Here is a 15,037-nt window from a genome sequence, read left to right on the forward strand (position 1 = left end):
AAAGCCAGGTGAAGAAACAGAAAAGCCAGGTGAAGAAACAGAAAAGCCAGGTGAAGAAACAGAAAAGCCAGGTGAAGAAACAGAAAAGCCAGGTGAAGAAACAGAAAAGCCAGGTGAAGAAACAGAAAAGCCGGGTGAAGAAACAGAAAAGCCAGGTGAAGAAACAGAAAAACCAGGTAAAGAAACAGAGAAGCCAGGCGGAGAGACAGAAAAACCAGGAGAAGAAACAGAAAAACCAGGTAAAGAAACAGGGAAGCCAGGCGGAGAGACAGAGAAACCGGGTGAAGGAATGGAAAACCCAGATAAAGAAAAAGGACAAGGTACCTCTCATGCTCAACAGCTTCCAGCCACAGGACATGATATGAATTATCTTCCATTCATTGGCTTTGCTCTTGTTTTATTAGGGATACGCTTAAGATTTATGATTAAAAATAACTAATATGTTTTATAAAAGGCATAAGAGAAATATTATCTCTTATGCCTTTTGTTTTTTTATTTAAGCTTCAATAACTTTAAGCATTCGATTTAAAAATGCGGCTGCTTCAGCGCGTGTTGCTGTGCCTTTTGGTACGAATTCATTTCGTTCGTTACCTTTTACAATTCCGTATGCGTAAACATTTTGTAATGCTTTTTTATCGTATGCTAAGTGTTGGTCAGTGAATGGTAATTTCACTTCTTTTCTATAAATCCAGTTATATTCTAATGCACGGTCAATCATAATAACAGCTTCATCACGTGTTATTGTAGCATTGGGATCAAATTTATTATTCCCACGACCATTAATGATCCCTGCGCTAGCGGCGCGGTTAATTCCATCTATTAAAGATGGGTGTGCTTCGTTTAAGTCTGTAAATTTAGCGTTTCCAGCAGGTAATTTTAAAGCTCTCGACATTAAATTTGCAAACTCAGCTCGTGTCACGAGGCGGTTTGGCCAGTAAGAACCATTGCCGTCACCGAACATGATTTTTCTAGCAGCTAATTGACGAATGTCTTGCTCATACCAACCACCTGCAATGTCGTCTTTTTCATGAGGGACTTCTGGCGGCGGCATAACATCTTTACGATGTTCGTTATAGTAAGCGTTCGTGCCCTTTAAGAAAGCATCCCATTGTCCGCGCTGAATCATAAATGCAGGGCAGTTTTTTCCACTCCAAAATTGATGCTTTTGAACGTGATCTAGAGATATGTTTAATTCATTCATTAAGAAAGCAGCTAACTTGCGCGCATTTTCTACCGCTTTCGTATAATTTCCATCACTATTCACAGCAATTTCAATTCCGATAGATTCATAGTTTCCAGTTTTATCTCCAGCATGCCACCCAACTTCATTTAGCGGAAGATGTTGATAAATTTCTTTGTCATCTACTGTAAAATGCCAAGACGCTGAACGATCAGTATTTCCGCGAGCTTGATTATCTAAGTACTTCGCATGATTTAAAGCGTTCGCACCTTTACTTGTATTAGCAGTTTCATGAATTGTAATGTATTTCGGTTCCATTGCGTAGCCAGGGCGAATATTTTCATTTCCTTTTGGAACAATCATTTCTTTAAAAGTAACACCATAAACGTTATTTGTAGGTAAATTAGATGGTGTTTTGAAGAAAGTTGCGCTTCTCTTTTCGATAGCACCTGTTTTTTCAAATAATGATGCTTTCGTACCGTCGAATGTAGCTGAAGGAGCATAAATCCATTTCTCAGTTCCGTTCATTTGAATGTTAAACCAATTCCCAGCTTGTTCAGTAGGAGTTACTGTTTGTGGCTGTAATTTCGTTTCTTCTTTAAACGATTGGAAAGGGAAGGAATATACTGATGCTTCTTCTGTTACGATTAGTTTTTGATTCGAGAGTGTATGAATCTCTTGTACTTCTAAACTATTACTTTCCTTATTAACCCAGCCAGCACCAAACGTAGTTTGTATGTAATATGCATTCCCTTTTTTCTTCTTTGCTTTTACTACTGGTTCAGCAATTTCAATATTTGTTTTCGTTTTTAAGTCATTTGAATTGTATAGTGGAAGTTTTGTTGATAAGTGGAGAAGATATTCACCCGAGATTTCAAGGTCGTTTTCTTCGTCATGTCTATGCTGTTTTGCATGTTCTTCAATGCTTTTTAAAGCTTGTTCATCCATAGACAATTCCGCAGTTTTTTCTATACTTTCTGCGAATGAATGGGTAGGCGCTACAAATGTTTGTAATGCCAAAGATAATGCTAAAATGTTGTAAAACTTTTTTTTCATAGTTGTTTTAACACGTGATAGTCTTTCGTGCGTGTTAAGAGTCCTCCTTTATATGTATTTAAATTAGTAGCAAGTACTAATACGTTCTAGATTGTAACAAGAGTATATTCTAATGTCTATACAACTAGGGAAAGTTCATGAAAAATCAATATTCAGTTTGTTTTAAATAGGATATGAAAATAAGGTAAAACCTTCTGTATTGACCTGCCAACGCCCTTCAAGTAAACTAAAGAGAGTTTGCAAATGAAAAGGTGATAATGTTGTTAATTTCAATTAAAACGTTACAAGATGATCGTTTTTTACGTCCGCTACAAAATATTGGCGGCTTATTTTTTGAAGATAGTACGATTGGATTTGAACAAGAGGAAGCAAATCTTATCGTTGATATACACATTGAAGAGAATGTGAAAGCATCAGCTCGTTTAACAGATGTTGCGACTGGAAATGTGTATGAAGAAACATTCGCAAAAGATTTATCTGCTTTTACAGATGAAAAAGAGCGTATGAAGCAAGTGAAGCACGTTGTTTCTTATGTATATCTTTCTGTTCTTCAGCAGTTAACTGGTATTGAACAAAGCTGGGGTATTTTAACTGGAGTTCGTCCAACGAAACTTCTTCATAAAATGCTTCAAAACGGTATGTCAAAAGAAGAAGCACACCAAGAACTTCGTGAAAGTTATTTAATTCATGAAGAGAAAATTGAACTTCTTCAACGTATCGTTGATTGCCAATTAGCGGTAGTTCCGGATTTATATCGTTTGAAAGAGGAAGTAAGTATTTATATCGGTATCCCATTCTGCCCAACAAAATGTGCATATTGTACATTCCCGGCGTATGCAATTAACGGACGTCAAGGCTCTGTTGATTCATTCTTAGGTGGTTTACATTATGAAGTTCGTGAAATTGGTAAGTTTTTAAAAGAAAAAGGTGTAAAAGTTACGACGATTTATTACGGCGGCGGTACACCGACAAGTATTACAGCAGAAGAGATGGATATGCTGTATGAAGAAATGTATGAAGCGTTCCCAGATGTGAAAAATGTGCGTGAAGTAACAGTTGAGGCAGGTCGCCCAGATACAATTACGCCAGCGAAGCTAGAAGTGTTAAATAAATGGAACATTGACCGTATTAGTATTAATCCGCAGTCATACCATCAAGAAACATTAAAAGCAATTGGACGTCATCATACTGTAGAAGAAACAATTGAGAAGTATCATTTAGCTCGTGAAATGGGAATGAATAATATTAATATGGATTTAATTATTGGTCTTCCTGGTGAAGGGTTAGATATTTTCAAGCATACACTAGATGAAACAGAAAAGTTAATGCCAGAATCATTAACAGTTCATACGTTATCATTTAAACGTGCTTCCGAAATGACGCAAAACAAACGTAAATATAAAGTAGCAGGTCGCGAAGAAATTACAGCGATGATGCACGAAGCAGAAGAGTGGACGCAAAAGCATAATTACGTACCATATTACCTATACCGTCAAAAGAATATTTTAGGTAACTTAGAGAACGTTGGTTATGCAATGCCGACGCAAGAAAGTATTTACAACATTGTCATTATGGAAGAAGTACAATCGATTATCGGACTTGGCTGCGGGGCATCAAGTAAATTTGTTCACCCGAAGACAGGTGCAATTACGCACTTTGCTAATCCGAAAGATCCAAAATCATATAACGATGGCTTCGTAAAATATACAGAAGACAAACTGAAAATTTTAGAAGAGCTATTTGCATAAGAGGAAAGGAGCTGTTCCGAGTCGGGACAGCTCCTTTTTTATCTTGTCAGTTTTTGTCGGTAAGTCGATATATTCGAAAAAACGCCGATATAATTCAAGTTGCGCTGATATATTTTGAAAATCGCCGATATAATTCAAGTTGCGCCGATATATCCGGAAAATCGCCGATATAATTTCACTTACCGCCAAAAGCGGCGCTGTTTGTAAAACTATGTCGATAATAATCAGAAAAATTAGTCAAATCATTAAAGGACAATGTCTACTTATGGACGAAATGATAGATTTATGAAAGAGAAAAGGGGGAAATTGTTGGCATGTACATGACGATAGGGAGAATATTTGATTTATCTGTTGGTAAGTATCCGAATAAAGAGGCGTTAGTGGAACCAGAAAAAAATATTCGCTGGACGTATAAACAGTGGAATGAGCAAATAAATAAAACGGCGCATGCTCTATTAGAAGAAGGGGTAAGAAAGGGCGATACGGTATCTGTTTACTTATATAATTGCCGTGAATTTGTAAACGTTTACTTAGCCTGTGCAAAAATTGGAGCGATCTTTAACCCAATTAATTTCCGCTTAAAAGCAAAAGAAGTATCTTATATTCTTCAGGATGCATCCTCGAAAGTCGTTGTTTTTGAAAAAGCAGTTGAGCCAACTGTCGCTATCATTGAACGAGATTTTCCGAATTCGTCTTTTTGGTATGTAGAAGACGATACACCTTCTTACGCAAGTTCTTACCATGAAAAAGTGAACGCAGCATCTTCTAAGAAAATAGATATCGAAATTAATGAAATGGATTATTGTTCGATGCTGTATACGAGCGGTACGACTGGTCATCCGAAAGGTGTATTACATCGCCATCGTGAAATGGCTGAGCATAGTATGATTTGTACGTATTTCCTAAAATATAATCGAGATAGTGTCGGACTTGTCGTTGCACCTTTATATCATTGCGGTGAGCTGAATGCTGGAATTATCCCGCGTATTCAAGTTGGCGGAAAGAATGTTATTTTACATCATTTTGATACGGAAACAGTATTACATACAATTCAAGAAGAGAAGATTACGACATTCTTTGCAGCACCGACGATGTGGAATATGCTGTTGCAAAAAGATTTAACGCAGTATGATTTAACGTCAATGAAGATCGGTATATACGGCGGGGCTGCAATGGCGCCAGCATTAGTGAAGGAATGTAAAGAACGTCTTTATATTGATCTTGTTCAAATATACGGAATGACAGAAATGGGACCAGTTGTTGCGTTTCTCGTAGAAGAAGATCAAATTACGAAAGCAGGTTCAGCAGGCACGCCATGTTTTAGTCATGAAATTCGAATTGTAAAACCAAACGAAGATGCACCGGCAGAACCAGATGATGTATTGCCTCCTTATGAAGTAGGAGAGATTATTTTGCGCGGTCCAACTATGATGGCTGGTTATCATAACCGAGAAAAGGCAAATGCAAAATCGATGTATAAAGGGTGGTATCACTCTGGTGATTTAGGTTACTTCGATAAAGACGGCTATTTATTCGTCGCAGATCGCGTGGATGATATGGTGATTAGTGGCGGCGTTAATATTTATCCACGTGAAATTGAAGATTTTCTCCATAGTCATCCTGGTATATTAGATGTTGCGGTGCTTGGTGAGCCGGATGAATTATGGGGAGAACGTGTTGTGGCAGTTGTTGTGAAGAAAGATGAAACAATTACAGAGGCTGATTTAGAAACGTATTGTAAAGAAAGTGATGAATTAGCAGATTATAAACGTCCACGTCATTATTTATTTGTGGATGAACTTCCTCGTAATGCAAGTGGGAAATTACAGAAGTTTGTGCTTAGAGAGTCTTTAAAAGGGGCAAAAAAATAGAAAGTGGGGGATGCCCACTTTCTATTTTTATTTACGTGAAAACCCTTCTTCATCAAGGTATTCCGCAGCTTCTGGATAAGAGTTAAATGTACCGTCTAAATTTACACCAGCGTACACGTTCCACATATCGTCCTCTGAGATAAGAGTAAGGATATGACCGTCTTCGTTCTGCCATTCTTCTTCTTTCGCAGGTTCTGCAGGAATTACTACTTCTTCTTGTGAAAGTAATTCAATTGATTGCTCAATTACTGAACGTAACTCATCTGCTGAAAATTCGCGGATGTTAACCATACCTTTATCATCCGTTTTGTAACCTTTAATACCACTTGCATATACAAATCCGTTTCCATTTGGATGTAAATGATATACAACGTTCTTTTTATCTAAACGACTTTCTTCAAAGTGAAAGTTCACACGTTTTAATGATACGTTTTTTCTTTCTAATTCAGGGAAAGATTCAATAATTGATAATTTTTCTTCAAAAGTTAGCATAGTGCCTCCAAATATATAATAAAAGATTTAATTTATCTATTATAGCACAGTTACAATGGTTTCCAAAGATGCGGCAGGTACTTGTAATTGAATGCGTTTACGTCACGATACTGTAAAAAGTGGACTAACGAATGTATCTATTTAGGTGTACAATGGAAAATGGACTTTATATGAAGGTGGTTATTATATGTTTCAAAAAATAGCAAAGGAATGTTTAGCAGGTTTTACTGTTGCGATTGTTGCGTTGCCACTTGCCATTGCATTTGGTATTGCAGCAACGGGAACGTCTGAGGGAGCACTAGTCGGATTGTATGGTGCAATTTTTGCAGGCTTATTTGCGGCGTTATTTGGTGGTACACCTGGGCAGGTTACAGGCCCAACTGGACCAATTACGGTTATCGCAACAGGGGTTATTGCGACGCACGGATTAGAGGCGAGTTTTATAGCATTTATGATGGCGGGACTATTTCAAATTTTATTCGGTGTATGTAAGCTTGGCTCGTACGTTCGTTACATTCCGTATCCTGTCGTTTCAGGATTTATGAACGGAATCGCATTAATTATTATTTTAGGTGAAATGAAGCATGTGCAAAATAGTTTTCTACTCGTCGTATTAACGATTATTGTCATGATTGTTTCAGGAAAGTGGATTAAGGCAATCCCATCTAGTTTAGTCGCATTAGTAGGTGTGACAGCTATGCTTCCTTTATTTTCTTCTGCGTTAGAAGGGCTTACAGTGAGGTTACCGGTTATCGGAAATTTGTCATTAAATAAGGTGATTGAAAAGATTGGGACGATTCCAGAAGCGATGCCAACGCTTCATATTCCATCTTTAAGTGGAACAGGCGTAGCAGAACTTGTTTTACCAGCGCTTAGTATTGCTTTATTAGGATCGATTGACTCGTTGTTAACATCGGTCGTAATGGATAACGTGACGGGGACACGTCATAAAAGTAATAAAGAACTTGTCGGACAAGGTATCGGTAATATGATGAGCGGATTGTTTGGCGGATTAGCAGGGGCAGGTGCGACTGTACGATCTATCGTTAATATAAGAAGTGGCGGTAAAACGGCGCTTTCAGCAAGTATGCATAGTGTTATATTATTTATTTTCATTATGGGACTTGGATCAGTCGTGCAATACATTCCGCTTGCTGTATTATCAGGTATTTTAATTTTAACTGGTATTGGCATGTTTGATTGGGAAAGCATGAAGAAAATGCATGTAGCGCCAAAGGGTGATGTCGTTGTTATGCTCGTAACGATGATTGTCACAGTGAAGTTTGATTTAATGATCGCTGTTGGCTTCGGAATTCTTCTTTCCTTCATTATATACATGGTGAAATGTAAAGAACGTAAATCTTCTATTGTAAAAGAAAAAGAAGCGACATATAAAATTAAAGGCCCACTTTCGTTTTTAACAGTGGATCGTGTTTTTTATGCTTTACAAGACGTAAAATCTCCGGTTGTTTTACGTATGAAAGATGCACGCTATATGGATGTATCAGGAGCTATGGCGTTATTGAATTTCATTGAGCAGTCGGATAAATCAGGATTGAGTGTAACGCTAGAGCAAGTACCTGCTCATATTAAAAAGACGTTAGTAGTGATGGCGAGTAATGAGCAGAAAGATAAATTACTATTTGTAAAAACGGAAACTATATGAAGAAACACCCTTATATAAGGGTGTTTTTGTTGTTTGTAACATCTGTATATCAAGATGTTATGTGTCTGTTGACATTTATTCCTCTTAGCAGTATAGTAACATTCTAGATTAGGTATGTGATATTATAGTAATGTATATGAATTTTGAGATTCCTTTTTTGTCAGAAGGAAGAGCTTTAAGCTGGAGGGAATAATTGATGTACAAACAGTTACCACACGGAGTGAAGATTGGGATTACACGCTCAATTGTTGTTTCTTTTGAGAAGTATATGAAAGAAATTGAATGGAACGAAGAAAAGTTTGATATGCAACAATTTGTTGAACAGTGGAAACAGTATTTATACACAAAATCAACTTGGATCAATAAAGTAGATGACGAGTTGAAAGGACATCCAGATTTCCATCAAGCGTTAGCAATGAAAGTAAATGAAAAAATTAACGAGCTTATTAATGAAAAACCGAGCGAAGAACAAGTGGAGCAATTAAAAAGAAATAAAGTAAAGCATGCAGATGAAATGTGCAAATTAGAAGCTGAATATCATATTGAACGTTTATTCGTAACGAAATAAATTTTACATAAAGAAAAAGCCTGTCCAAAGAGGTGTGATGACCATCTTTTTGAGCAGGCTTTTTGTATGAAAAAAAGTAAGAGAGGCGAGCTTCTCTATGATTAGTCCTGTGGTACAAGTGCCTTCCAAGAAGATAGGTCCATATCTTCTTTTAATATAGATGAAGCAGGGAAGACAAATGACCACGGTTTTGTAGTGTTCGCTTTAATTTCAAGGTTCGGTAATGTGAAAGCGCCTTTAACAACAACTGCACCTGTGGCATCTTCAATATGAAGAGGAAGTTGCTCTAGTTGAATGTTGTCTTTACAACCGTTACGAATAAGAAGCGTTGTATGTAAATCGCCGTTTTCTTTTCGTGCAGCTTGCAGACCTAGGAAGTTAATTTCACCATCATTTGGAGGTGTTAAATTGTCTACGAAATTACGTAAAGCTTCTTTGCTTGCTTCAGGTAACTGAGCTTCCCAAGATGGATCTAAATCTAATACATGCTTACTTTCAAGTTCGAACGCTAATTCCCAATCCGTTTGCGATAATTCAGCATCTGTAATTGTTTCTTGCTCAAATGTAAAGATAAACGGCATATTTACATTTGCAGGAATATCTCCTAATGCAGAAAGGTTGAATGTTTTTCGTGCGCATAATTTTTTCTCTTTATTTAGAAGAATTAATGTAACTTCTTCGAAAGAAATTGGTTTCGGAACAGTGCTGCGAATAAATACAGCTACGTCATAACCGTTATCACGCTTTTCAATCTCAATTCCAGATAAAGAAATTTGATATTCTTCTAAACGTGGTAGTTCTTTATGTAAAAATTGATAAATGTATTTTTGTTCTTGTCCTACTGCACCCCAGCTAGGGTGGAAGTAAAGCGTTGGTTTTACAGTTTTATTTTCAGTATTTGTGCTTTCTTGTCCGAATAGTTGATTACTAGAGACAGTCGTATCTTTTCCGTTTTTCTTAGCTTTTTTTAGGAATGATAACATAATCTTTCACCTCGTTATTGTACGTTTTCAGGAACACCTAAATGTCTTGCAACATAGCGGCACATTTCTTTTTCGAAATTACCATATGTGTATAAAAAGATATCTAAAGCTTCTTTTTGATAAAGACGAGTAGGGTCTTCTTGTTGATATTGTCTTAGTCCGATGCCTTCTTTTAAGTGGGTCATTGCATCTAAGTGATTGACCCAGTTCTGATCTAGGAAATGAAGGGCAACATATCGTAGCGACTGTTGTAAATCAGTATGGCTATCTAGCTCATTTACGCGCTCTTTATAAAGAGATAATGTTTCTTTCAAAACGGATTGTAAATCTTCCGGTGAATGTACATTATTTGCTGATAATGATGGCATATTTTCTACTGATAAAATTTCGTTTAGACTTGCTGTTAAACTAGCAAAATCCCATTCTTCTGGAAGCATACCTTCTACAAGATATTGCTTAGAAATGGCTTCTACAGCATGATCAATCATTGGAATAATAATTTCAATCATATTTGTATCTTCTTGTAATAAGTTATTACGTAATTTATAAATAACGTTACGTTGGTCATTTATTACATCGTCTAACTTTAAATTGTACTCACGCATGGAGAAATGGCTACCTTCACAAATTAATTGTGTACGGTTTACAAAATCATGGACTTTAGAAGTTAGAATAAGTCCTGTTTCATCTGTTTTCAGTGATTTCATTAATTTCTCGACTTCTTCTTGTGCGAAACGTTTTAGCATTTCATCTTCTAAAGAAAGGAAGAATTGAGAGCTACCTGGGTCACCTTGGCGACCAGCACGACCTTTTAGCTGATTGTCAACGCGTCGCGATTCATGGCGTTCTGTCCCGATTACATGTAATCCACCAAGTTCGTGAACACCCTCACCTAGTAAAATATCAGTACCTCGTCCGGCCATATTCGTCGCAATTGTAATTTGCCCTTTTTGTCCAGCAGTTGCGATTAAATCAGCTTCTTGTTCTGCGCTTTTTGCATTTAATAATTGATATGTAATATTTGCTTCATCTAAGTAACGGGCAACGGTTTCTGATTGTAAAATAGACATTGTCCCAATTAAAATCGGGCGTCCTTGTTTATTGTGCTTTAGAACATCTTCACGTACAGCTTTATATTTTGCATCGGCTGTTACGTATACGACGTCTTTTTTGTCTTCACGAATGATTGGACGATTTGTCGGAATCGGCATAACTTCCATGTTATATACACGGTTAAATTCTTTTTCTTCCGTTTTTGCTGTACCTGTCATACCAGATAGTGCTGGATACATACGGAAGAAGTTTTGAATTGTAATGGATGCTTGTGTTTGATTTTCTTCTGTGATTTCTAAGCCTTCTTTTGCTTCAAGAGCTTGGTGTAAACCATCACTTAAAGAGCGACCATCCATAACACGGCCCGTGAAAATATCTACAAGTAGAATTTTTTCATCGTGTACAATATAGTCAACATCACATTGGAAAGCGACATGAGCTCGTAATGCTTGAATCATATAATGATATAAAGTTTGATGCTCTAAATCATATAGGTTATCGATATCAAATAAATCTTCTATTTTTGTAATACCGTCTTCTGTAAAACTAGCAGATTTCGTTTCTGCATCGTATGTGTAATGAAGAGTATCTTGGAATGATTTAATAACTTTTGCACATAAATAGTGTAAATCAGAGCTGCTTGATTTTTTACCGGCGATAATAAGAGGCGTCTTCGCTTCATCAATTAAAACGCTATCAATCTCATCGATAATAGCAAAATGATAAGGACGTTGCACCTGCTCATCTTTTGAAGCAGCCATATTATCACGTAGATAGTCAAAGCCAAATTCTGTTCCAATACCGTATGTAATATCAGCTTCGTAAGCAAGTTTCTTTTCGGCAGGATCGATTTGAGGAATATTTAATCCAACCTTTAAACCTAGAAATTCATGAACTTGGCCAATTAATTCTTTATCTCGTTTTGCTAAATAGTCGTTTACAGTAATAACGTGAACGCCTTTTCCTTCAAGAGCACGTACGTATGTTGGAAGAGAAGAAACTAATGTTTTTCCTTCACCAGTTGGCATCTCTGCAATATTACCTTCTAATAGTACAAGGCCACCAATTAACTGTACATCGTAGTGACGTAATCCAAGTACACGTTTTGCTGCTTCACGTACAACAGCGAACGCTTCAACTTTTATATCATCCACTGTTTTTCCGTCACGAAGCATGTTTTTAAATGTGATCGTTTTATGACGCAATTCTTCATCAGATAAATCAGATAGTTTTTCTTCCAGATTATTAATTTCTTGAACAAGTTGTTCATACTTTTTTAGTTTTCTCTTCTGAGAATCTCCTAACAGCTTTTTTACCGAATTCAGCATGTTGTAAACACTCCTCTTACTGACAATAGCTACATTATAGCACATGTTTATCCCGAATAAGTAGAAGTAGTAAATTGAAGAAATAACTGGATATAAATAAGGCGTTAGTGTACATACTATATTTAAAACATAGAAAGAAAGAGAGTATTCAATGTATAAGAAATTTGGTATGATAGCTAAATGAGATAAAGTGAAATTTTTCAAAAAAGAGAAGAATATAGCTATCTCGTTTTATATTGTAATATGTATGGAAATTATATATTGAAAGAAAAGAGCTAGAAGATGAATAATAAGTTTGTGAAAGGCGCTGCGATTTTAACGATTACAACGTTTCTATCGAAAGTGTTGGGAAGTTTTTTTCAAATCCCATTACAAAATATAGCAGGAGATGAAGTACTGGGGATTTTTCGCCTTGTTTTTCCTGTGTATATGATAGCTTTAACTTTATCAGTAGCGGGAGTACCGCTAGCTATATCAAAATTAATCGCTGAACTTCATGAGAAGAATGACGAGAACGGAATTGCCAAACTATTTACTTCAGCATCTATTATTGGAGTAATATTTGGAGTGCTTGGATTTTCAGTTATTATGATTGGATCAAGTATGTTTGCAAATATGCTTGGTGGACAAGATACAAGACTTCCATTAATCGTAACTTCGTTTGCGTTATTAATCGCACCATATATGGCGGTATATCGAGGATATTTCCAAGGTTTTGGAGATATGATTCCTACCGGGGTGTCACAAGTAATTGAGCAGTTCATTCGTGTTTTCTTTATGTTAGCAATTGCATTTTTATTTGTATATTGGAATAAAGAGAGTGATGTTGTAACAGGCGGCGCAATGATTGGTTCTTGCCTTGGAGTAATTACGTCACTTATCTATTTGAGAATGAAGTATGTAAAAAGTATATATCGTTATAAAAGTAATACATATTCACTACAAGATTTTAAAGATAATGCAAAAAAGATACTTCAGGTCTCGATTCCAATTGCAGTTGGAGCATTATCAATGCCGGTGTTAAATTTAGTTGATTCTGTAACGATTCCACATATGTTGCATGAATCCACTACAACGATTCAAGAACAATTTGGTATATATAGTCGTGGATTTGCGTTTACACAATTAATTGTCGTGTTTGCAAGTGCGATGGTATTTCCGTTAATCCCGTTGTTAACGGCTGCATTAACAAAGAAGGATGTAGCGTTAGCAAAACAAACAATTGAACGAACAAATGAGCTTGCCCATGTTTTAACAACGCCGATAACAATCTGGCTCATGGCACTTGCAGTCCCGTTAAATGTTGGATTGTTTACAGATGCGAAAGGGAGCGGAATGTTAGCTATTTTAATTGGTAGTTCGTATTTCACATCACTTATGGTATTATCAATAGGAATTTTGCAAGGAATTAACCGTTCTAAGCAAGCGGCGTGGATAGTTGTTGGAGCGAGTTTTGTAAAAGTCATATTAAATATAGTACTTGTAAGTCAATTTGGCATAACTGGTGCGGCTTATAGTACACTTATCATATATATCATGATTTGTATCGTAAATTATATATACATTCGAAAAGAATTGGCTTATTCGATTCGAATGGGTAGATTTTTTGCTGTAATTGGAGTATCGAGTATAGTAGGTATAGGATTATATTTCACATCTACGTTCATAAATGTGGTAGATTCTAGACTTATTGCAATAATATATAGCGGTGTAGCGTTTTGTATGGCCTTGTTTATATATGGCATATGCGCATTAAAGTTGAACTGGATATCCAAAAAGCAAATTCCATTTTTACGTAAGTAAATTTATCCATAAATGAGTATGGCTATTTATATGTTTGGGAAAGAAATCAATTTAAAGTTATCCAACTTTTCTTATTAAAGAGTTGATAGCGATTTGTTGAATGACAAAAAGTTGATTGCGAAATGTTGGAGGAGATTAAGAGTGCGGTTAGTTTTATCAGGATATTATGGTTTTTATAATGTTGGGGACGAAGCAATTTTGCAATCAATTATTAAAGCGCTACATGAAGAGGATCCTACTCTTGAGCTTGTTGTACTTTCGAATGACCCCGACTATACAAGAAAAATGTACGGTGTAGAGGCAGTAAATCGCTGGGATATAAGAGCAATTTATAAGGAAATAAAGAGAAGTAATGGCTTAATTAGCGGAGGAGGAAGCCTCCTTCAAGATAAAACGAGTATTAAAAGTATTTTGTACTATACGGGTATTATGCGAATTGCTCGTTTTTTGAAGAAGCCGTATTATATTTATGCGCAAGGAATTGGTCCAATTACGAAAAGACAAAATCGTTTATTAGTGAAATGGCAAGTATCAAAAGCGGAATATATATCAGTTCGTGATGAAGATTCATTTTTGTATTTAAAAGAAATTGGTATTAAGAAGGATATCGAACTAGTTCCAGATCCAGTATTGGCATGTCAACCAGAAGGAATGAAGTCGGAGTGGTTGCAAAAACATGCGATTCAAGGGAAAGTAATTGCAGTTAGTGTGAGGTATTGGGACGCGAAAGAAGATTATATGAAGAAGCTAGCAGATACGCTGAAAAAATTTAAGCGTGATGGATACCATATTTTATTCGTACCAATGCATGGACCATTTGATCAAAATGCATCACGCGATATTATTAATTTAATGGGAGAAGAAGCTCATATGCTTCCGTATAAGCTCGATATTCATGAGAAAATTTCAATTTTGTCGGAATGTTCGCTTCTAATCGGTATGAGACTGCATGCACTCATACTATCTGCGGTTGCTAATATTCCTATGGTCGGTATTTCATATGATCCAAAGATCGATTCATTTTTACAACAAGTAAATCAGCCGATTATCGGAAACGTAGATGGTGATTGGACGTCTGAAACTTTGTATAATGTCGCAACGAAGCAATTAGAACAAAAAGAATATGTACAAGAAACATTGGAACAAAGAGTAGAAGAATTACGAGAGCAAATTTCAACAGCGTCTCGATACATCATAAGTGACTTGAATTCAAAAGAGTTCAAAAAAAGAGGAATGGGATCTTAATTTAAGAGGACATCCTCTTTTTTATTTTTTGAAAAAGAAAATGT

11 protein-coding genes are annotated in these 15,037 nt (G+C 36.2%); 7 read left to right on the forward strand and 4 right to left on the reverse strand.

Going from position 1 to position 15,037, the window contains the following annotated elements; translation table 11 throughout:
* The coding region (locus ACTFR9_RS18770; RefSeq protein ID WP_438903251.1) for an LPXTG cell wall anchor domain-containing protein at positions 1–439 on the forward strand (439 nt) is incomplete at its 5' end.
* A 57-nt stretch (positions 440–496) separates the two neighbouring features.
* Here ACTFR9_RS18770 and ACTFR9_RS18775 read toward each other — a convergent pair.
* On the reverse strand, positions 497–2,236 hold the full coding sequence (locus ACTFR9_RS18775) for an S-layer homology domain-containing protein (protein ID WP_229136808.1): 1,740 nt from the start codon (positions 2,234–2,236) through the stop codon (positions 497–499).
* A 257-nt stretch (positions 2,237–2,493) separates the two neighbouring features.
* Here ACTFR9_RS18775 and ACTFR9_RS18780 point away from each other — a divergent pair, with 257 nt between their 5' ends.
* Together ACTFR9_RS18780 and ACTFR9_RS18785 are read left to right on the forward strand one after the other, a co-directional pair.
* Positions 2,494–3,984, forward strand: a complete 1,491-nt coding sequence (locus ACTFR9_RS18780; RefSeq protein ID WP_001998823.1) for a coproporphyrinogen III oxidase — start codon at positions 2,494–2,496, stop codon at positions 3,982–3,984.
* A gap of 314 nt (positions 3,985–4,298) precedes the next feature.
* A complete protein-coding gene (locus ACTFR9_RS18785; protein ID WP_076855674.1) occupies positions 4,299–5,855 on the forward strand; it encodes a fatty acid--CoA ligase in 1,557 nt (518 codons plus the stop codon).
* A gap of 27 nt (positions 5,856–5,882) precedes the next feature.
* On the opposite strand, the gene ACTFR9_RS18790 is transcribed toward ACTFR9_RS18785, so the two are convergent.
* Positions 5,883–6,347 (reverse strand): hypothetical protein, encoded by a 465-nt coding sequence (locus ACTFR9_RS18790; protein ID WP_000955016.1) that lies wholly within the window; start codon positions 6,345–6,347, stop codon positions 5,883–5,885.
* A 187-nt stretch (positions 6,348–6,534) separates the two neighbouring features.
* Between ACTFR9_RS18790 and ACTFR9_RS18795 the strand changes: the two genes are divergently transcribed.
* Together ACTFR9_RS18795 and ACTFR9_RS18800 are read left to right on the forward strand one after the other, a co-directional pair.
* The gene (locus ACTFR9_RS18795; RefSeq protein ID WP_000486690.1) at positions 6,535–8,013 is read left to right on the forward strand and encodes a SulP family inorganic anion transporter; all 1,479 of its coding nucleotides are present in this window, start codon (positions 6,535–6,537) and stop codon (positions 8,011–8,013) included.
* A 196-nt stretch (positions 8,014–8,209) separates the two neighbouring features.
* On the forward strand, positions 8,210–8,581 hold the full coding sequence (locus tag ACTFR9_RS18800; protein WP_000278023.1) for a hypothetical protein: 372 nt from the start codon (positions 8,210–8,212) through the stop codon (positions 8,579–8,581).
* Between the two features lie 101 nt (positions 8,582–8,682).
* Here ACTFR9_RS18800 and ACTFR9_RS18805 read toward each other — a convergent pair whose 3' ends face one another.
* Together ACTFR9_RS18805 and secA2 are read right to left on the reverse strand one after the other, a co-directional pair.
* A complete protein-coding gene (locus tag ACTFR9_RS18805) occupies positions 8,683–9,564 on the reverse strand; it encodes an accessory Sec system S-layer assembly protein (RefSeq protein WP_000948199.1) in 882 nt (293 codons plus the stop codon).
* 14 nt (positions 9,565–9,578) lie between these two features.
* Entirely contained in the window at positions 9,579–11,945 is a 2,367-nt protein-coding gene (gene secA2, locus ACTFR9_RS18810) for an accessory Sec system translocase SecA2 (RefSeq protein WP_000935184.1), read from the reverse strand.
* A gap of 282 nt (positions 11,946–12,227) precedes the next feature.
* Here secA2 and ACTFR9_RS18815 point away from each other — a divergent pair, with 282 nt between their 5' ends.
* Positions 12,228–13,748, forward strand: coding sequence for a putative polysaccharide biosynthesis protein (locus tag ACTFR9_RS18815; protein ID WP_076855676.1), 1,521 nt, complete (start codon positions 12,228–12,230; stop codon positions 13,746–13,748).
* A 141-nt stretch (positions 13,749–13,889) separates the two neighbouring features.
* The gene (gene csaB / locus ACTFR9_RS18820) at positions 13,890–14,993 is read left to right on the forward strand and encodes a polysaccharide pyruvyl transferase CsaB (RefSeq protein WP_001241608.1); all 1,104 of its coding nucleotides are present in this window, start codon (positions 13,890–13,892) and stop codon (positions 14,991–14,993) included.
* Positions 14,994–15,037 lie beyond the last annotated feature (44 nt).

This window comes from Bacillus cereus group sp. MYBK222-1 (assembly GCF_051916425.1).
Taxonomy (GTDB): Bacteria; Bacillota; Bacilli; order Bacillales; family Bacillaceae_G; genus Bacillus_A; species Bacillus_A paranthracis.

What these genes read in the sequence shown, in the direction of transcription:
- ACTFR9_RS18775 (WP_229136808.1), bottom strand. Translation starts at nt 2,236, where the DNA reads ATGAAAAAAAAGTTTTACAACATTTTAGCATTATCTTTGGCATTACAA.
- ACTFR9_RS18780 (WP_001998823.1), top strand. Translation starts at nt 2,494, where the DNA reads ATGTTGTTAATTTCAATTAAAACGTTACAAGATGATCGTTTTTTACGT.
- ACTFR9_RS18785 (WP_076855674.1), top strand. Translation starts at nt 4,299, where the DNA reads ATGTACATGACGATAGGGAGAATATTTGATTTATCTGTTGGTAAGTAT.
- ACTFR9_RS18790 (WP_000955016.1), bottom strand. Translation starts at nt 6,347, where the DNA reads ATGCTAACTTTTGAAGAAAAATTATCAATTATTGAATCTTTCCCTGAA.
- ACTFR9_RS18795 (WP_000486690.1), top strand. Translation starts at nt 6,535, where the DNA reads ATGTTTCAAAAAATAGCAAAGGAATGTTTAGCAGGTTTTACTGTTGCG.
- ACTFR9_RS18800 (WP_000278023.1), top strand. Translation starts at nt 8,210, where the DNA reads ATGTACAAACAGTTACCACACGGAGTGAAGATTGGGATTACACGCTCA.
- ACTFR9_RS18805 (WP_000948199.1), bottom strand. Translation starts at nt 9,564, where the DNA reads ATGTTATCATTCCTAAAAAAAGCTAAGAAAAACGGAAAAGATACGACT.
- secA2 (WP_000935184.1), bottom strand. Translation starts at nt 11,945, where the DNA reads ATGCTGAATTCGGTAAAAAAGCTGTTAGGAGATTCTCAGAAGAGAAAA.
- ACTFR9_RS18815 (WP_076855676.1), top strand. Translation starts at nt 12,228, where the DNA reads ATGAATAATAAGTTTGTGAAAGGCGCTGCGATTTTAACGATTACAACG.